Raw genomic sequence first — 18,452 nt, 5'->3', positions numbered from 1 at the left:
ATTGACCAGAATGCTCCATGAGGCGTATCATGGACATAGGCGAAGGCCTCCCGCTCGACACGGGAAAAATTCTTGTTTCCGAGACCCTCTGTGGATTACGAGCTTGCAGGCTCCCATGGGGGGTTTCCCTTTGGCGAATGTCTTTTGCCTTAGGGGTAGCACGATTGTAGCGCAGACTTGGATAGCTGATCAAAAGAGCGCTTCCACTCAGTATCAGCAGCGTCCCCAGGAGACTCCCTCCTTTCTGAGCTGGTGAGCTGCTATCAAGCCCGGTCCGATGCTAGTTATGCCGCGTTCTTTCTCGCCGGACGGTAGACATCTGCAATCACACAACACGTAAGTGTCATCACGCCCGCCACACACCACCGCTGAAGTACAGGCAATTCTAGGCGACAATTTTGCTGAATCACAGGCTGCTGCATTGCGGTATCAACGAGACAGAGAGCCGAAACATACCTGCGTTGATTACTGTTTGGACTCGTCTGGATCGCAGGGTTTCCTAAACAGACCTTCGGAGAAGGGGGACCGTTCGGAGTCAGCTCCTGGACGGCTTATGGCTTTATCACGGACAGCAGATCCCGATATTCCGTTCCATTGCCACCGCAATGCCGTCTCCAGACGCTAAAATCGTTATCTGTGAATAGTCTTGCCGCGCGTGCCAGGGAAATTGCAAGTCAGCTTAGAACCTATTTCCAATCTGTCGAAGATTCGGGGATTTGGGATCATGTGGATGAAAGCCCGGGTTTTGCCGAAGCATTGTCGACCTATCTTATGATCTTCGCAAGTAAGATCATGCGTTCGGACGGTAGAATTACCGATGGCGAGATCAATTTTATCAAATCAATACTCCCTAATGGGCTTCACTTTCAGAATGCACTCATCTCGAATCTAATTACCGATTTTGATAAAACTTATGACCAGCTTGATAGTGTAGATCAGGCCCTTCCGATGCTTGCAGCCTCCATCGCGCTCGATCTCAAGTCGGGAACGGACGAAACAGCAGGGATTTTTAAAGACCTCGAGGAATTCGGCAATTTGGTGATTGCGGCAGACAGCATGAGGGGAGAATTTGAGGTCCGCCAGCTCAGCAAGATGATGGCTAAGCTTAAGAGTCTGGAGGACAAATTCAGGGCCTTACACAGGCAGCAATTTGGAGCTGCTGTGAAGCAAGCTGTTCCAGAAGTTCAGGCTGCGCCAAGGGCTGCCATGGCAGTTCAGGACACATCGAAGCCCGACCTCGACACGCTGCTCACCGAGCTGCGCACCATGATTGGTCTGCACCGCGCCAAGGAAGAAGTCACTGCGGCGACCAATCTGGTGCGCGTCCGCCAGATGCGTCAGGAGGCCGGACTCCCCGCCATGCCGATGACCCTGCACATGGTCTTCACTGGCAATCCAGGGACGGGTAAGACCACCGTGGCCCGGCTGATCGCGCAGATCTACCGAGAACTGGGCCTGCTGGAACAAGGCCACCTGACTGAAGTGGACCGCAGTGGATTGGTGGGGGGCTACGTTGGTCAGACCGCCCTCAAGGTTCAGGACGTGGTGCAGGAGGCGCGCGGCGGCGTGCTGTTTATCGACGAGGCGTACGCGCTCAAGGCGGATCAGAAGGACTCCTACGGTCAGGAGGCCATCAACACCCTGCTTAAGAGCATGGAAGACCACCGTGACGATCTGGTGGTGATCGTGGCGGGCTATACCGAGCAGATGAACGCCTTTCTGGAAACCAATCCCGGTCTACGCTCCCGCTTCAACCGTTACGTCCACTTCGACGACTACACGGGCGACGAGTTGCTCAATATCTTCACATACATGAGCGAGAAAAATGGCTATGCGTCCACCCCAATGGCGAACTACCAGCTCAAAGCCCACTTCGAACAGATGTACGCCGGGCGCGGGCCAAACTTCGGCAATGCCCGCGATGTCCGCAATGTCTTCGAGACCATCCTCAAGCATCAGGCTGCCCGCCTGATGACCATCCACAAGCCCACGCCTGAGGACCTGTCCTTTATTGACCTGGCCGATATCGCCTGGCTGTTCGAGCGCTCGGGTGCTGGGGCCGCGCAGAAGGGCCGCGCATGAGCGCTTCTCTGGCGCCCGGCGCAAACGTTTCCCTGACGGCAGACCGTCCGGGCCTCAGTCTGGTCCGGGTGGGATTGGGGTGGAATTTTCCGGCAGGCACCGCCCCATTTGATCTGGATGCCAGCGCCCTGCTGGTGCAGGCCAATGGGAAACTGCAAAGAGAAGAGGATCTGGTGTTCTACAACAATCCCAGTGACCCAGCCCTCAGCGTGCGGTACGGCGGCGACAATCAGGACGGCGCGGGCGATGGGGACGATGAGCGGCTGACTGTGCGGCTGGACCGGGTGCCCGCCGAGATCGCCAAGGTGGTCATCTGCGTGACCATTCACGACGCCGAAGACAAGCACTTCGGCTTGGTGGATGGGGCCTATATCCGCTTGCAAAACCTGGAGGACGGCGAGGAACTGGCCCGCTTCGAGTTGCAGCGGGATTTCACCCAGGTCACCGCCATGTTGTTCGGCGAGCTGTACCGTCACAATGGTGCATGGAAGTTTCGCGCCCTGGGCATGGGCTTCAAGGGGGGGCTGGAGGCAGTCGTCACGAACTTCGGCATACAGGTGTCCTAACCGTCGGGGAGGCCAGGGGATGAAGCGGCGCAAGGTTTACCGCAAGGTGCGTGACAAGACGGCGGGCAAAGTCCGCGCCCTGCACCGTGTTCTGGCCGAGCAAATGCTGGCCCGTCCCCTGGCCCCCGGTGAGATCGTCCACCACCGCGACGGCGATAGCACCAACAACGATCCCGCCAACCTGCTGGTGCTGCCTTCCCAGCGCTACCACGCCCACATCGAGTACCACCTGCGCTGCGCCCGGCGCGGCATGCCCAGCCTGTTCCCTGAACTGTTTCGGGACGTCACGGAGGACCGCCGGGGCACGCTGTTCGAAAGCGTCATTCCGTAATGGACCAGGGGCAGCGCTGCACTGTTTCAGACGATGACCCTTTCTAATCTCGTTCCAGCCAGACGGGGTCCTCAAGGTCACCCTCAAATTCTTCCTGCGTCCCGAATCCAAGATCATCCGCACGCGCAAAATACGGCTGGTAGTCGAAATCCTATGCTTCCCAGGGCTGCAACTCCCACATCGCAATCAGCACCCATTGCAGCCACCGAGGTGGAGGTGGGAAGCACTGAAAGTAGGCCACCCGGTCTACTTCTGACAGCGCCTGCTGTTTCTACCAGGCACTCCACACCATGACGTGGCTCTCGCCTGCGCCTATGCGCCATCTCAAGCTGTAGGGGTGGGTATTCGGGAAGATCACCCACGGTGGCGGTACAGCTCGGTCAATTCGGTGACGCTCTGTTCAATCCAGGGTTCCACACACCTACGGTCGCATGTGGGCAGGTTGATGCTGGGATCACCCTGGTGGAGATATCTGGGATGCTGCTGCCTGGGATGTTGGGAACTGGGCTGAACTAAAGCGGTGAGAAGCTGCCCAAATGGTTCAGGTGACCCATCGCCACCACCTTCAGACAGCGCGTTCCTCGTGGCACGGCTCAATGAACTCCACGTCCAGCCAGTATTCAGCTTCGTCCTCGGTCACGCCGTCCAGCTCCAAGCACCATACGGCAAACGCGGCGTCCCGCGCGTCGTCACGGCAACCCAGGTAGTCCGCCAGGGCGGTGCGTTCCATAGCGCTGGGAGCGTCGTCGCCATTGCCGTGATCGGCAGCGTACGCGCGGGCCAGCAGGTCAGCCAACTCAGTTGGGGTCAGGTCAGGCAGGCGCATGGTGCCATCAGAATACGTGTAATGCCGCGCCGGCCCGGGAAGCGCCGACCAAATCTTGACAGATCACGCTCTGTTACGTCTATAACGTAACAGAGCGTGATCTCTTTTTATCTCAAAGATTCTGTTGCCTCAGCTCATCTATCAATACGACGAGCGCAAAGAGCAACATGGGGTATCAAGGCTCGTGGCCAACAGAGGTACCTCCCTAACACATGGAATACGTCTCAGGTATGTACGACGAGGCGCGTGACTGTGAGTCCGAGTCTGGGCTGTTCAGAGGAAAAAAGCGTCGACAGTTTTGCTGAACATAAGGACGCCAATGGGCAGGCCGATGACACTGCAGCATAAGAGGACAGCGACTAGGAGCCACGTGGGCCCGATCCACCAACCGAAGAAGCAGAAGTAGAGGACACGGATGATGGTGGAGGGATGCTTGCTGGCGGCGGCGCTGCCGACGGTAGCACTGGCGGTTGCCGTGGCAACGTTGCTATTGGTGACATTGACGATGATCGGAGCGGGCGCGGTGGCAGGAGCAAGCTGGGCGACAGGAGTGAAGTGCTGGGCGGTCAGGCGAGCGCGGATTTCTGCACGCATCTGCTCTTCCTGGAATTTCGCGAGTTCTTCCTGTTCAATGCGCTCCCGGAGGCTCAATTCTGCGGGTGCCATGGGCACCGTCAAGGGCTGCAATTTGGCGCGTTCTTCCTGCTCTATCCGGTGACGCAGTTCGGCTTCAGAATTGGCTGGCATAGGTGTGAGGGCAGCAGAGGGAACGGGAGTGAGGGCCATCAGGTCGGGGGTCGTCATCTGGGTCTCCTGGCATCGTGCTGAAGGGTGAACCTGCAGAGCAGAGCAGATCTTTTCAATGGAATATTGACGGGGACTCTGTAAAACAGCTATATACAGCGCAGAGATCCACATTCCTGCTGCATGGAAAGCGTTATCCAACCTTCTCGCCGTCTTTACTGTGGTCTTCTAAAAAGTTGCCGAGTGCCGCATAGGCACCGACCGAAAGCGTGAGTCCATGCATCAGTGATGGCGTACCATTGCTAAATGCCTCTATAAGGCCATTCAGCATATAAAACACAATGGTACCTACAGCGAAGTATTTGACAGTTTTAACTTTGGGCTTTTTGACGACTTGTATCGCTGCAAAGACAGTAATGGCACCGACGAGACCATTGGAAATGTAGAGAGCCCACATATTCGTGATAAGGTCAAAATTCACCATCAGGGCTATCGAGATTTCCCTGGCGACGCCATGTGCAATGAGTCCAACCATGATGATAAAAAACCAGGGTTGGTCTTCAACTTTGCGGCTGATTTGATCCTCCTGCTTGATGCGAACATCATCTGTAGCGTTTGGATTGGCAGTAGAAATAACTGTGTTTGTTTGATTTTCTTCTGTACCGCCGCCGACTCCATCGGTGATAGGTGTAACTATCTGGGCCTGCAGTCTGGCGCGGATTTCCGCGCGGATGGTTTCTTCTTGGAGTTTCGCGAGTTCCTCCTGTTCAAGGCGCCGACGCAGGTCTATTTCAGTTTGGGTATGGAAAGTTGGTCCCGTGGACGGAACGTGGGGGAGGGACAGTGGGTCGGGGGCGGTCATGGGTGACTCCTCAGGCGAACCGGATCGTGGAGCGGAATGGCAGCCAATCATTCATTGGATTAACGAATAATGAGTAAAATACGAAAAAGATAAAAACAGAATTCTGACGAATTCCCCGATCAAACCGTTGACACATGCACAGAGAAACTAAGCAACCGATTTGGCTACGGAGCGCAGGCGGCGCGCGGCCGGGTCAGTGAGCACATCGGCCACGTCCCTAGGGCGCGGCGCAACCAGCCGCGTGGATCTGGGCACCCTGGGGACCGTCATGAATACAGTTAAAGAACTGACCAACGAGCTGAACTATCTGGGCACCTTGTCGAATGCGGTCACGGTGTCAGGACCCGACCACGAGGCACAGGCGTGGATGGATGGGGACGCCTCTCACCTGGGCGAATTCGAGCCGTACGACTGGGGCGGTGCCGATCCCTACACCCTGGGCGAGCCAGTGCGGTGGGGCTAGACGGCGAGCTCATCATCGGGGACGAGTAACGGCTATCCTCACACCAGGGGCCGTGTTCGTGGCCAGCTTTCCCGAACACGATCCCAGCGAGCACGAACAGGAGGGACCACAGCCTGCGGTTCTGGTGGGGCTGCCGCTGGGCGGCGCTCGCCCCGGTAACGACCTTTCGGGGGCAACCCTGGGTGATGGCGGCTCCTGACTTGTATCCCGTATTGCAGGTCGGGGCCGGTGGCCTGCGGGTGCCCAGCGTTGTGTTGATCGACCAGACGCGTGCCCTCGATGCCTCGCGGGTGTCCCGTTACCTAGGCCTCCTGACTCCAGAGGACTACGCCCCGGTACATGCGGCGGCGCGGCTCATCTTCAGCGTGTAATCCAGGCACAACGCCGGACGCTTTTTCCTGTTGAAAGCGCCGGAGGCACAGAGCCAACTCAACTTGGTCCCTGGGACAAGCAAAAGGGAACAGGCCGGTTTACCATTCCGTCACTCCGCCGAGGCCAGCGCCTCTGGCACTTCTGCCAATTTCAGATCTTTGAGGCGGGCTTCGACATACGCCTCGGGGTGGCGCAGCTCGCCGCGGCGCTGATAGCTCGATACCACGAGGTCCAGCAGCGCAAGCGAGTCCATCTGCTGCACCAAACAGCGGGCCCGCTTCTCCTTCACGCCCAGCACCAGCAGGCCGTCGTAAGCCCGCAGAAAAGCCGGGACCGGGCGGCCCGCGTCAGCGTAGAACGAGCGGTGAACCCGGATCATCAGCGGTTCCTGCAATTCCACCACGCCCAGCACCGGCTGCTCGGTGCCGCCCAGCGGCCAGGCCCATTCCACAAACTCGCCGCATTCCAGATCTGTACTCTGATCGGCAGCGAACAGCCACAGGCCTGGTTTGGCTGCCGGACGGACCCACGGTGCCCCGATGCGGGCAGGTGGCGTGCGGGGAACCAGCAGGGCCTGCACGTCTTCCCAGTCAGGATCGGCCTCAGACTCGGGGCCAGGATCATCGGAGGACAGGTGGCCCAGCACGCCGCGCATCAGCACCTCGCGGCGCGCGGCGTCTTCCACTCTGCCGCACAGGGCCAGGGGGTTGAGCAGCTCACCCGTCGTCGGCATAACGTCAGCATGGTCGTTCGCTGTCCTACAGACAATGAAGTCGAACACGAAAGAATGTCCGATCAACCTCTCTGACACGGCGTCCGGCAATCTGGACCTGTCTGACACCAGGGGGATGCAGTCAATGGAAAAAGCGGCCCAGAGGCCGCCTTGATTTCTCTAACATAGCCCGGTATTCGCGATCTGTCAAATCTATGCACCGGGTTCAAAATGTTTGGGTGAGGAAGACTCAGGACGGCCCGTTCAGAGGACAGCTACTTTGAAGGGGGAGAGACACGATTCGTCATCAGTATCAAATCGTGTCTTGCCCTGATAGACGTCAGAGGAGGGTAATCCGCACCGCTCTGCAGGAGGCTTTTTCGCCGCAGGACTCCCAGGCGAGGACGGATTACATGGTGCGTCACCTTTGAACTGAGACCGGGTCTCAGGGTTTGACCACGAACCAGACCTTGCCCACGTTCTGCCCGGTGGTATCACCGGGTTTGCTGTCCTTGGCCCAGAAATACAGCGGTTTCCCGTCATACGTCACTTGAAGTGCACCGTCCTTGCGGGCGGTGGTCCCCAGTTTGCCGCCTTTCTCGGCGGGCAGGTAAGAGGTCAGCAGCGGGGGCCAGGCGGTGGCACACCCATCATAACAGGTGCTGACCCCCTTCTCGTCCTTGGTGAACAGATACAGGGTCATGCCGTCCGGGGCAACCAGGTATTCACCCAGTTCACCGCCTTTGGTGGTGCTGACCGTGGGGCCAGGGTTGATCGCGTACCAGACCTTGCCCACGTCCTGCCCGGTGGTGTCGCCCGCCTTCTGGTCCCGCACCCAGTAATACAACGGCCAGCCGTTGTAGGCCACCTGCTGCGCGCCGTCCTTGCGCTTCACTAGGCTCAGCTTGCCGGGCATCCCGGCAGGCAGTTTGGGCAGCGCGTCAGACAGCAGCGGGGGCCAGGCCACGGCGCACTGCTCGTAGCAGTTGGTCACATTCGGCGTGTCCTTGGTGTACAGGTACAGGGTCATGCCCTTGTCGCCCGTCAGGATGGTGCCCAGTTTGGCGTCCTGGCGCAAGTCCAGTTGCGAGGTGGCCGCGCTGGCAAACGTGGGGCTGGCCAGGGCCAGGGTGGCGAACAGGGCGAGGGCGGCGGTGTGGACAGTCTTGGTCTTGATCATGGGGAGCCTCCACTTCTAGAAACGCGGCGGAGGTCTGTTTGGATTCAATCTCACCCTTGACCTCACTTTAGAGGCTGGCCCACCCCAGAATCAGCGTCGGCCTGGTCTGCCCGGTCATGTCGCGCCCCGCGTCCTCCAGGCTGACGCACACGTAATCGCCGCCGCCCATGCTGGCGGCCAGGACACCACGGGCACTGCGGGTGGTGGGGGTCAGGGGATCGCCGCGTTTCCAGTTCGACGCCACCCAGACCTGATAGACCTTGCCCGGCGCGGGCGGTGGCAAGACGAACAGCACCTCGCGGCTGGGCAGCAGCAGCAGGTGTCTGGCGGTGGGCTGGTCTTTGGCCCGCAGACCCACCACGGACACCCCCGGTTGCGCCAGCCAGCCCGCCACCTGACGTTGCTCGGCACGCAGGGCGTTGGCCTGGCTTCCCTGCCAGCCGCCCCAGCCGATGGCCCCCGCACCCAGCAGCGCGAGAATGACAGGCAGAGCGAAAGCAGATGGACGCGTGAAGGAACGTGGCCCCCTTCCAGCGGCCCGGCCCGGAGCGGCTCGCGCTGACAGCCGAAGCGTTCGGCGTAGCGGCGGTAACTCGCCCGCCCGTGGCAGCGCCTCCACCTGAGCCGCGAGTTCATCCCGCCACATCACCACCTGCGCCCGGCACGCCGCGCAGCTCAGCAGGTGGGCCTCGGTTTGTGCCTGCGCTGGGCCATTCGAGTCGCCCACCGCGTAAGCCCGCAGCACATTCACGTCAGGGTGCGGGGCGTTCATGATCTCTCCAGGGTGCGTCGCATTCTTGCCAGGGCGCGGCGCACGCGCGTTTTGACCGTCCCGAGCGGTAGGGCGCGCGTACTCGCAATTTCGCCGTGGCTGAGGCCCAGGAAGAAAGAATCGTGAATCAGCGCCTGATCGTGTTCGGACAGGCGAACCAGCGCATTCTGAACCACCATGTGGGTGTCCAAATCCGGGCTGGAACTGGGAGACGGCATCTCGCCCAGCAGCCCCTCATCGCCTGCCAGGACAGGACGCGCCCCCCGCGCCCGCAGGCGGCTGAGGGCCTCGTTGCGGGCCACCGTGTACACAAAAGCGCGCGGCGATCCCAGTTCGGGACGGTACTGGTGGGCACGCCGGAAAAGGCGCTCGAACGTGTCCTGGAGCACCTCTTGTGCCTCCTCGCGGTCCCCCAGCAGTCGCCAGGCCAGGGCGTGAACATGGCCGCCCAGCCGGGCGTACAGCTCGGCCAGCGCATCCTCGTCTCCGTGACTCAGCCGCAGCATCAGCGTGGGTTCATCCGTCATGGTTGGGCCATCATGGGCTTCCACTCAAAGATACGCGCCGCGATGCCGATTGGATTCACCCGGCTGAGACCGGGCCTCCGAGGGGCAGCGCAAGCGGCACACGGAGGAGTTCAGGCCCGAAGCCGTTCAGGTTGCTTTGGCCAGGTGTTGACGCACGCCCCGGTGCGGTTTATAGACCTGCCCAGTCGATGTTGCAGATGGCTTCGCCCCGGCCCACCCGCCGGGCATAGCGCCAGAAGATGTCCAGGTCCCCCTCCTCTTCAAACGTTTCATGCGGGGTACCAATGCCCCACGCCTCGGCCAGTACCCCCAACATGAGCACGTCGCGCAGGCGCAGCAGATTGGCCATCACCTCCCGCCACTCCGGGGGCAATGGACAGACCTCCTGGTAGGCGGGCAGATAGATCTCCAGAAAACGCTGACAGAAGGCCGCCGCGTCCTCTCCAGGGGGGACCAGCTGGGCCACACTGTGGAGGCTCACCGCCAGGTCATTCAGAAAGAAGTGGAACTCGCAGTCGTCGAAATCAAAGGCGTACAGCGTTTGACCGTCCCAGTGCAGGTTGTCGCCGTGCAGGTCAGATTGAATCAGACCATAGTTCTCGGGTGTGCGCGTCCACGCTTTCACCCGCTCAATCAGCGTCTGACCACGCCGCCGCTGTTCGTCCAGGCCAGGAGGCAACCGCCGCAGGTCCAGCATGGGTTCGGTGTGCCAGGGCCGACGGCGGGGCAGGTGTGGATCTGGGATGTAGCGGCGGGCCAGCACATGCAGTTGTCCCGTGAGCCGTCCCCAGGCGCTGATCACGGTGGGCGTCAGGTGCTCGGCCTGTAACGGATGACCGGGAAGCCGGGTGAACGCGTAGGCTAGCCAGCTTCCGCCCTCCGGGTCAGGGGACAGCTCGATCCAGCGTCCAGCCGATGACGGCAGGGGGTGGGCGACGGGAAGACCGTGTTCGGCCAGATAGCGCGTGAAATGGAGTTCGGACTCGATGAACGCCCCCTCACGGCGCAGGGTGTGGGTCAACTTGAGGATCCGCTGCGGGGTAGCGAACACGGCGCTCTCGAAGCCACCCAGCGCCTGTGCGCCCGGCATATCAAAGCGGGCCAGCAGGGAGGGCAACACGCCTGTGACCGATTTGCGTGCGATGGCGGGCAGCATGAGGCCACCGTACCTGCCAGGCCGCAGCAGACGCATGGGCCAGGTGGCCTAAGCTCGACTTTGTCCATTTTAAGATTCTCTAGGGTACAAAAGCAGTCAGGAGCTGAGTAAAGCTCGGCCCAGACGTTCTTTGTCCGAATCCAAAGTCTCGCAAAGCTCGCTGTAACGCATCTAGACCCCGGCGGAAGAGACTTTTGGGGGGGTAGCCATGCGCCAACTTCTCTGTCGGTTCGCGGCTCTCTTCCTGTTCCCCGGTCAGGCAGCACCACACAAAGGCAAGCACTACCACGCCGAACAAGGTGGTCATTCGCCCGGTGTCCGTGACATGGCTGTCTTCTAGATGAAATCCTCTGGATTTCATCGCTTGATGCATCGTTTCCACGTCCCAACACCAGTACAGCTGTAAAGATGGAAGCTACACGGCCTATCATTGGGGTGGACAGCCTCGTTCGGCTCGCTCGCTTCCTCCACCGCAGCGGAGCTGCGGCTCCTATACAGGACGGTCACTTATGCCCGGACCCAATCTCCCCCCCCGCCGACCCTCTGGCTGAGCTTGTCCCCAGCACGTCAACAGCGCCTCTTACAAGCGCTGGTTCGGCTGCTGGAACGGCAACTTCGGTCGACCGACCTGACCGACCTGGACAAGACGCAGGAACCTCATGACCGCGCTCACTGACCTGCGGCGCCATCACAAGATCGAGGTGAACCACCTCGATCGGCTCGCCATCGTTTATGTGCGCCAATCCACGCTGGCCCAACTTCAGCACCATCAGGAATCCACTCGGTTGCAGTACGCGCTCGTCCACCACGCCGCTGACTTGGGCTGGGCCCCCGACCGCGTGCTGGTCATCGACGATGACCAGGGCAAATCTGGAACGACAGCGACTGGTCGTCCAGGCTTCACCCGTCTGGTGACCGAGGTGAGCCTCGGTCACGTCGGTTTGATCCTTGGCATCGAGATGAGCCGTCTGGCCCGCTCTAACCGCGACTGGCACCATCTTCTGGAGGTGTGCGCCCTGTTCCAGACGCTGATCGGGGATGCGGATGGGATCTACAACCCGGCTGATTACAACGACCGTCTGCTTCTCGGCCTGAAAGGCACCATGAGCGAAGCGGAACTGCACATTCTCAAGAACCGGATGCACCAAGGCAAACTCAACAAAGCCCGCCGAGGGGCGCTGGGTGCACCCACGCCGACTGGCTACATTCGTGACGCTTACGGTCAGATTCAGATGGATCCGGACGAGCAGGTGCAGCAGGTGATTCGGCTGATCTTCCGGAAATTCGAGGAGTTGGGGACGCTGCATGCGCTGCTCCAGTATCTGGTCGAACATCAGGTTCAGCTGGGCGTCCGCGAGCGGACGCGCGCCGGTGGTGGCCTGTTGACGTGGCGCCGACCGAACCGAATGACCCTGCAGAATCTGCTGCACAACCCGATGTACGCTGGAGTGTATGCGTATGGCCGGCGGCAGACCGACCCCCGGAAAAAGCTCGCTGGGCGAAGCTCGACGGGACGGGTCACGCTTCCGCCGAACCAGTGGCATGTCCTGCTGAGAGATCATGTTCCTGCCTACATCAGCTGGGAGCAGTACCAGGAACATGTCGCTCGTATGGCTGCCAATCGCAATGTCGCGTCGTTGTCGGGTGCCCCGAAACGGGGCACCGGGCTGCTCAGCGGACTGCTGATCTGTGGGCACTGCGGACACCGGATGGTGATTTCCTACCCGAACGCGCCCACGGGATCAGCCGTGCGTTACAGCTGCATGCGACACGTCACAGATTACGCTGGCCCACCCTGCTTCAGCTGCACGGGTGCAGCCGTGGACCGCTGGGTCACAACTCAACTGCTTGATGCCCTCACGCCCGCCAGCGTGGCGCTCTCGTTGGAAGCGCAAAGGACCTTGAACCAGGACCGCGAAGCACTGGATCGGCACTGGCACGCCCGCCTGGAGCGGGCGCAGTATGAGGCTGCGCGTGCGGCCCGGCAGTATCAGGGGGTGGAACCGGAGCACCGTCTCGTCGCGCGTTCCCTGGAACGCGCCTGGGAGCAGGCTCTGGAGGCAGAAAGAACCTTGAAGGAGGAGTACGAGCGCCACGTTCAGCTGCGACCTCGGCAGCTGACCACCGACGAGATCTGTCAGGTACAAACGCTTTCGACGGCCTTGCCGGCGTTATGGTCGGCGTCGACCACGACCATGCAGGACCGCAAGGAGATCCTGCGGTTGGTGATCCAGCGGATCACCCTGTGGGGAGATGCCAACGATGAGCGGTTGGATGTGCGCATCGAATGGCAGGGTGATCACGTGACCGAAGGCCAGGTGATCCGCCCAGTGGCCCGGCTCGATCAGGTCAGCACCTACGCGGAGGTGTGTCAACGGGTGGGTGCCGGGGTGACACAAGGAAAAACCGTACTGGAGGTCACTGACGAACTGAATGCGGCCGGGTTGCGGCCACCGAAGCGACGGACCACCTGGAATGTGTCTCAGGTTCGGAGTCTCGCTCAACGTTTAGGACTACAGTTTTCAAAGGGGACGGACGGACGTGCCGTCCCTGCAAGGCGTCCCCCGCGAGCGGGGGACTGGTGGACGCTCGATGGGCTCGCCCAGGCGCTGAAGATGCCAGTCGTGACGTTGTACACCTGGCTCCGCCGGGCCGTCGTGAAGGGCGAGCAACTGGAACGTGGTGGAACCTGGCGCATCTGGGCGGACGATGCTGAGGTTCGTCGACTCCAAGCCTTGAGAGCTGAACCTGTAGGCGCTCGATGCCACCGTCGGTGGATCGACAAGGCCACTTCGATGATGGACACACTGGAGGTTCGAGATGTATCACCGTAGTCGTGTTGGCCCGTCTCACAGCCCCACCTTTGGGCGTATCGCTTGACGGCCTTCTCGGCCCGCCCGTGATAGGCCAGATACAGGATGTCGCCCTTGTGATTTTTGCGGGCCAGCACGCGCAACTTCACGCCGTAAATCTTCATGCGTTTGTACCAGCAGCGATATTCGCTAGGTTCAAGGTTTTTGAACAGCGCCCATACGGGTATCCCATCAACCAGTGTGTCCGCTTTCAGGCGAATACATGGGGCGATGTTCAACCGTTTCAAGGTCTGAAACCAGTCCTGCCCGATGAATTCACGGTCTGCCAGCAAGGACAGTTTTTTGCCATCTAGAAGGGGAAGAACACTTTTGACCAGTGCAATTCGGGTGGTGGTGTTGCTATTGCCGCCGTGCGGCAGCAACACCCACGCGAGAGGGAGCGCAAACGTGCGCCAGGAGACACTCAAAATCAAAATGTTCAGATGTTGCTTGCCCCATTTCCAATTCGTGCGATCCAGGATCAGAAGCAACTGCTTCTGATCCTGGAGAAAGGACAGGACAAAGCGAGCGATCAGGAGCTGATCCAGCTCAAACTGAAGAAAGCGTTTGAGCCTCTTATAGACAGTGTTTTCGCTCCCGTCCAAGTGAATGATCGGCAGCAGTTTCCACAGGACGACGGTTCGAGCTTCGACGAGGGCAAGGATCAGGGCGCTCAAGACAGTCAGCCTACGGGGATCAAGGCCAAAGTGAGGGCGGAGGAGGTCAAACAGGTTATCCTGTGGGCGTCGGCTCTGGGTGGCTTTCATTGCAGAAAACACCGTACTGGAGCAGACTTTTCCTGTCTACCCTCAACTTTTGTACCCTAGAGAAATTTTAAGATTGGGGGAACACGAGAAAGTGCGTTCAGGAGGCAGGGGAGATTTTACTGGGTGACTTTTGCCATGTCTCCATCTGACCAGCACATCGCAAAAGTCGGCGGCGTCTTCTCTCCGTCTGGACACTGCGCCGACAGCCGCGAACAGAAGCCTGGTTCTGCGCCTCCAGGCGGACATCCCTCTCTTCAAGCCGCGACACATCTCTGAACCTGGTGATGCCCAGCCAACAGGCTCACTATGCAAAATGGACAAAGTCGAACTAAGGCAAGCGAGGTTATCCTGGTCCCGCTTCATTCCTGAACACTTCCAGACTGCGCCAGACTGTGTCTAACACGCACAATCCAAGGAGCACCAATCCATCAATCACTCGCTGTTCGTGCGGAAGAACAGCGCCGTGTCAACACGCGTCTGTAGGGGAAAATGCACCACTCAGGACAGGCTGACCGTAGCAGTGAGCGCCCATTTATCGGTCGCCTTACTGGAAATGCTGAACAGTTCGCCAAGCGCCTTGAATCGGCACCTGTACCCATTGCAGGCCAGATCAGCAACCATCACTTAGCCTCAATCAGTAGCGGGGAACATTGCGGGCCTGGGCAACAGCGTCACTGATCCGAATGACTTCCTGAGCGAGGTGCGGCGCGGGCAGAACGCTTCCGAACCGCTGCCGCACATCCTCCTGGAAACTGACGGCCATTCCCGGCGCAGCCGTATAAGCCGCGTAGGTCTGCGTCAGGATGGGCAAGGCCCGGCGCAGCCGCTCCTCTCCGGGAATGCGGGCGCGTTTGACGTGCTGGTTGTGCCGGGGATCACTCGGCACCAGGTTCCACAGTTCATTGATGGGATGGACGGAAACCGGGATCAGGTGGTCGAGATTGAACGCGTCGGCACAGAGAACGTGTCCTGTCCAGGGACAGGCGAGTGGCGTCCCCTCCAGCAGCAGCAACCGCACCTGGTTGCGCTCCCAGGTCAGCGGCACCCGAGCGTCTGGCGTGGCCGTCAGCAGGGTGAAGGTTTCTCCACGGGTGACCCTGGGCCTCTGATCGACGCGCTCAATGAACAGACTCCACTGCTGAAGGCACAGCGCCTCGACCCACAGGGACAGCGCCTGCAGCGCCTGCCACAGGGTGGCAGGCACGGCAAAGGCGAGTTCGCCGGGCTGCGCGCCGGGGAGCGGTACCCCCGGCAAGGTGGCCACTGGAGCAAGGGGGCCAAACACTTTGTGGACGCCCCCCGTCCCAGCGAACTTGACGGGTTGTTTCACCGCCTGCGCGATGGCAACGAGGGCCTGCTGCGTCAGGGTGCGCAGTTCCGGACTGAGTCGCCCACGACCCGCCTGATACTCCGCCAGCAGGAGTGCGCCGTCCGCCGGATGGCTGCGCGCATAGGGCAGGGTTTCCCAGGCCAGACGCACCTGCGTCAGGGCGGCCCGGAAGCTGATGTCCTGACGCAGGACCCCGTCTCGCCGGGATCTGGCCCCTTGCTGGATCTCCCGCTCACCCACGAACGGCCAGTAGGAGACCAGCCACCGCTCCGCCACGCGGCGGAGCGGCACGACGACGTCTCCTTCCGGCAACCAGGGATGGTCCAGAGCGAGATCATTCAGGGCGCGGATCAGGGCGAACTTGTAGGTGTTGGATTTCGCCTCGTGCCGCAGCAGCGTGGCCAGCACCTCGCGGCCCTCATGCACGGTAGACGTGTTCGGCGTGGTAGAGCAGCCGCTGATGGGTCACAGGCGCAAATTTCTCCTGCGGGTCCGCGATGCGCTGTCCTTCCAGGGCGTAGTAGTGCCGTCCGTTCTGGAATTCCTCGCGGATGCGGGGGCTGACCAGAAGGCGGCGCTCGTCCGGCTCAACCGTGATGTAGCCCTGATCGTACAGGCGGTGCAGATCACTGCGCAGCAGCAGCCCATTGCTGACCTCATGGGGACCGCCGCTGGCATAGGGCTGGACGTGCGCCGCTTCCAGCACCGGAAGGGTCTTCTCCCCGGTGACGGCGCAGCGGCGGCCGTAGGCCTCGGTCACCAGGGCACGGAAGGTGCCCTGCCCCAGTCGGGGCCGTACGATCTGCGGTGCGCCGAACCGGGGCGTCTCCACGGCCGCCACCGTGGCAGGCCCCTGCTCTGCTAAGGGCTGCGCCCTGGACTGTAAACGTGCCGTGACGGCGTCGAATAACCTGCGCCCCTCCTCGTCTGTTGTGGTATAGCCCTTGCCCACCACGATGTTGGACTTGAAGCTCGCTGGAACGGGGATCCACTCGTCGCGGGGAAAGAAAAACGGCTCGGCCAGCATCAGGCAGGTAATGGGCGGATTGCCCAGCGTCGCCTCCGGTTCACGACGATACTTCCCGATCTTGCGGCGCATCTCGGAGAGGTTAGCCACGCCGTTGGCAGTGCCGAAAGAGTCCCAGGCCAGGCTTATCGGCAACTGCAGCGCCCGCGCGAAGAAACCGCCGCCCACGATGAAGTGATGGGGCGCATGCAGCTTGAAGAGAAACAGCTCGCCTTCACCCAGGGCCTGAAAGCCCGTACCGCTGGGACGCCAGAAGTTCACCTCTTCGCACCTGGACTGCCGGGCAAGAAAATCGAACCATTGGTCATCCGTGACCCCGACGAACACCCGCATATGCACAGAGTACGCTCCAGCGGCTCGCCATCCCATCTCGTTTGCGCTCAGGGTCTCTGCTGGCAGGCCTCCGCTCCAGTCAGTTCGGGGCGGTACTCGAAATGCATGGTGTCGTGGTAGTACCAGCGTCCGCCCCAGATCCACCCATGCCGCTCAAAGACCTGCACGAGAGCCAACGGGAACGCGTTGCGGTACACGATGCCCCGCTGTCCTTCCTGACATCCATTCCACGCCCAGTACGACGACCGGGCCACGTTCAGATCAATTGCCCCCCCAAAAGAGTGAACACTCAGGCGCGGGGTACCCGCAATCGTCCGCCACAGGAACGTTCCTGCGCTCGGGGACACGAACGGCTGGAATTCCGGTGACCGCTCCAGTTCAGCCGCCATAGCCCGCAGACTGCGGTCTACCCCGTTGATCCGGGTGACTTTCAGAGGTTGACCGAACCATTTCACGGTGGTCAGGCTCTTCTGCACTTGCGCCGCAGTTATGCCGTACATCCGGCGGAACAGCGGCTTGAAGCGCACGCGGCCCGGATCGACGTTCCAAGCGGGTGTGCGCAGGGGCGCGCAGGCTGAGTATGCGCGTGCTGGCTTGCAAAAACCACAAGGGCGATATTCTGTATCTGGCCTATCATGGGCGGGCTGAGAAGGCCATCAAGCGCTATGCCCTGCGGTGGGGGTGTGAAAATGCACCAGGCGATGAAATCCAGAGGATTTCATTTGGAAGACAGCCATGTCATGGACACCCAACGGATGACCATTCTGTTCGGTGTGGTGGTGCTGGCCTTTGTGTGGTGCTGTCTGACGGGGGAACAGGAGGAAGACCGCGAACCGGCAGAGAAGTTGGCGCATTGCTATCCACCCAAGAGCCTGTTCCGTCGGGGCCTGGATGCGCTACAGCGGGCATTGCGGGATCTGGGATTTTGACAGAGAACGTCTGGGCCGAGTTTTATCCAGCTCCTTGCCGCTTTTGTACCCTAGAGAACATCCTGCTGCAACATTTGGTGGGCGTAGATCCAAGCAAAGATCGAATTGTGACTCTCTACATAATTGGAAAATTTTTAAATTGTCAGGTTTAATAATCTATTAGACTAGGATTCTTCTGATTATCCCGCATTTTTTAAAAAATATTCAATTCTTTATCTTTTTGACTCACTATGTGATTTTGCATCCATATTAAATTTTTTTAGCAGAAAAAACCAGGTAAATATCTCGACTGACACGCTATAAACGACGCACGCTTCCCAATAATGGCAAACATCAATTCACAAGTGAGTAGCTAAAGCAAAACTACGCCGCCCTGAAATTACAAACTTTGTTTTTTGAGCGCCGGGTCTCTTGCATTAAGTGAATAGCGAGTGCTACAGTTCATATCAAAGAAAAAAACCACCCCTCGGAAAGGTGGTTTTCTTGCACCGGGTACAGCTATGGCTCCTTTATGCAATGAGAGCTTAGCTGACCTTACGCGGCAGAGTTTTGAAAATTCTCGGATTGCTGCCTCAGCCTTTGTAATTCCTCGTATGAAGTTTTAAGAGCGGCGATATACAT

General features: G+C 60.0%; 18 protein-coding genes and 2 pseudogenes. 8 read left to right on the top strand and 12 right to left on the bottom strand.

Features of this window, described 5'->3' with window-relative positions; genetic code table 11:
* Positions 1-636: 636 nt before the first annotated feature.
* The 3 genes from Q319_RS26450 to Q319_RS24790 are packed head-to-tail and all read left to right on the top strand — an operon-like array spanning position 637 to position 2,979.
* Positions 637-2,082 (top strand): AAA family ATPase, encoded by a 1,446-nt coding sequence (locus Q319_RS26450; protein ID WP_162178673.1) that lies wholly within the window; start codon positions 637-639, stop codon positions 2,080-2,082.
* Entirely contained in the window at positions 2,079-2,648 is a 570-nt protein-coding gene (locus Q319_RS0118005; protein ID WP_029483839.1) for a TerD family protein, read from the top strand. Before Q319_RS26450 ends, Q319_RS0118005 begins: the two co-directional genes overlap by 4 nt.
* 19 nt (positions 2,649-2,667) lie before the next feature.
* Entirely contained in the window at positions 2,668-2,979 is a 312-nt protein-coding gene (locus Q319_RS24790; protein WP_029483838.1) for an HNH endonuclease, read from the top strand.
* Positions 2,980-3,544: 565 nt separating this feature from the next.
* Here Q319_RS24790 and Q319_RS0117995 read toward each other — a convergent pair.
* From Q319_RS0117995 to Q319_RS27360, 3 genes are all read right to left on the bottom strand, one after another.
* Entirely contained in the window at positions 3,545-3,805 is a 261-nt protein-coding gene (locus Q319_RS0117995) for a hypothetical protein (RefSeq protein ID WP_029483837.1), read from the bottom strand.
* Between the two features lie 273 nt (positions 3,806-4,078).
* Complete coding sequence (locus Q319_RS0117990) at positions 4,079-4,609, bottom strand: YccF domain-containing protein (protein ID WP_029483836.1); 531 nt, start codon at positions 4,607-4,609, stop codon at positions 4,079-4,081.
* A gap of 133 nt (positions 4,610-4,742) precedes the next feature.
* Complete coding sequence (locus Q319_RS27360) at positions 4,743-5,411, bottom strand: hypothetical protein (RefSeq protein ID WP_029483835.1); 669 nt, start codon at positions 5,409-5,411, stop codon at positions 4,743-4,745.
* Between the two features lie 268 nt (positions 5,412-5,679).
* Here Q319_RS27360 and Q319_RS0117980 point away from each other — a divergent pair, with 268 nt between their 5' ends.
* The 3 genes from Q319_RS0117980 to Q319_RS28355 are packed head-to-tail and all read left to right on the top strand — an operon-like array spanning position 5,680 to position 6,245.
* The gene (locus Q319_RS0117980) at positions 5,680-5,874 is read left to right on the top strand and encodes a hypothetical protein (RefSeq protein WP_156039437.1); all 195 of its coding nucleotides are present in this window, start codon (positions 5,680-5,682) and stop codon (positions 5,872-5,874) included.
* A gap of 52 nt (positions 5,875-5,926) precedes the next feature.
* Positions 5,927-6,073, top strand: coding sequence for a hypothetical protein (locus Q319_RS28360; RefSeq protein ID WP_211252387.1), 147 nt, complete (start codon positions 5,927-5,929; stop codon positions 6,071-6,073).
* Positions 6,060-6,245 carry a type II toxin-antitoxin system PemK/MazF family toxin gene (locus Q319_RS28355; RefSeq protein WP_034415699.1) on the top strand — a complete coding sequence of 62 codons (186 nt, stop codon included), beginning with the start codon at positions 6,060-6,062 and terminating at the stop codon, positions 6,243-6,245. The genes Q319_RS28360 and Q319_RS28355 overlap by 14 nt, the downstream gene beginning before the upstream one ends.
* 110 nt (positions 6,246-6,355) lie before the next feature.
* On the opposite strand, the gene Q319_RS0117970 is transcribed toward Q319_RS28355, so the two are convergent.
* The 5 genes from Q319_RS0117970 to Q319_RS0117950 all read right to left on the bottom strand — a co-directional run bounded on the left by Q319_RS0117970 (position 6,356) and on the right by Q319_RS0117950 (position 10,593).
* Positions 6,356-6,979 carry a hypothetical protein gene (locus Q319_RS0117970; protein WP_029483833.1) on the bottom strand — a complete coding sequence of 208 codons (624 nt, stop codon included), beginning with the start codon at positions 6,977-6,979 and terminating at the stop codon, positions 6,356-6,358.
* A 424-nt stretch (positions 6,980-7,403) separates the two neighbouring features.
* Complete coding sequence (locus Q319_RS0117965) at positions 7,404-8,138, bottom strand: hypothetical protein (protein WP_051655528.1); 735 nt, start codon at positions 8,136-8,138, stop codon at positions 7,404-7,406.
* A 67-nt stretch (positions 8,139-8,205) separates the two neighbouring features.
* Positions 8,206-8,910: a hypothetical protein gene (locus Q319_RS0117960; RefSeq protein ID WP_029483831.1), complete on the bottom strand. Its 705-nt coding sequence runs from the start codon at positions 8,908-8,910 to the stop codon at positions 8,206-8,208.
* Positions 8,907-9,437: an RNA polymerase sigma factor gene (locus Q319_RS0117955; RefSeq protein ID WP_029483830.1), complete on the bottom strand. Its 531-nt coding sequence runs from the start codon at positions 9,435-9,437 to the stop codon at positions 8,907-8,909. The genes Q319_RS0117960 and Q319_RS0117955 overlap by 4 nt, the downstream gene beginning before the upstream one ends.
* Positions 9,438-9,606: 169 nt before the next feature.
* Entirely contained in the window at positions 9,607-10,593 is a 987-nt protein-coding gene (locus Q319_RS0117950; protein ID WP_162178672.1) for a phosphotransferase enzyme family protein, read from the bottom strand.
* A 659-nt stretch (positions 10,594-11,252) separates the two neighbouring features.
* On the opposite strand from Q319_RS0117950, the gene Q319_RS0117945 reads away from it, so the two are divergent.
* Positions 11,253-13,427: a recombinase family protein gene (locus tag Q319_RS0117945; RefSeq protein ID WP_029483828.1), complete on the top strand. Its 2,175-nt coding sequence runs from the start codon at positions 11,253-11,255 to the stop codon at positions 13,425-13,427.
* 14 nt (positions 13,428-13,441) lie between these two features.
* On the opposite strand, the pseudogene Q319_RS29165 reads toward Q319_RS0117945, so the two are convergent.
* From Q319_RS29165 to Q319_RS0117920, 4 genes and pseudogenes are all read right to left on the bottom strand, one after another.
* Positions 13,442-14,212, bottom strand: a pseudogene (locus Q319_RS29165) (IS4 family transposase); the annotation flags it as partial.
* A gap of 634 nt (positions 14,213-14,846) precedes the next feature.
* On the bottom strand, positions 14,847-15,968 hold the full coding sequence (locus Q319_RS0117930) for an HNH endonuclease (protein WP_029483825.1): 1,122 nt from the start codon (positions 15,966-15,968) through the stop codon (positions 14,847-14,849).
* Positions 15,961-16,902 (bottom strand): HNH endonuclease, encoded by a 942-nt coding sequence (locus Q319_RS0117925; protein WP_034415694.1) that lies wholly within the window; start codon positions 16,900-16,902, stop codon positions 15,961-15,963. Before Q319_RS0117925 ends, Q319_RS0117930 begins: the two co-directional genes overlap by 8 nt.
* 47 nt (positions 16,903-16,949) lie before the next feature.
* A complete protein-coding gene (locus tag Q319_RS0117920) occupies positions 16,950-17,429 on the bottom strand; it encodes a M15 family metallopeptidase (RefSeq protein ID WP_051655527.1) in 480 nt (159 codons plus the stop codon).
* A gap of 47 nt (positions 17,430-17,476) precedes the next feature.
* Between Q319_RS0117920 and Q319_RS25750 the strand changes: the two are divergent.
* Positions 17,477-17,831, top strand: a pseudogene (locus Q319_RS25750) (IS4 family transposase); the annotation flags it as partial.
* Positions 17,832-18,452 lie beyond the last annotated feature (621 nt).

Source organism: Deinococcus marmoris DSM 12784 (assembly GCF_000701405.1).
Classification (GTDB): Bacteria; Deinococcota; Deinococci; order Deinococcales; family Deinococcaceae; genus Deinococcus; species Deinococcus marmoris.
The sequence above is the reverse complement of the archived record's forward strand: the minus strand, read 5'-3'. Positions and strand labels throughout refer to the sequence as shown.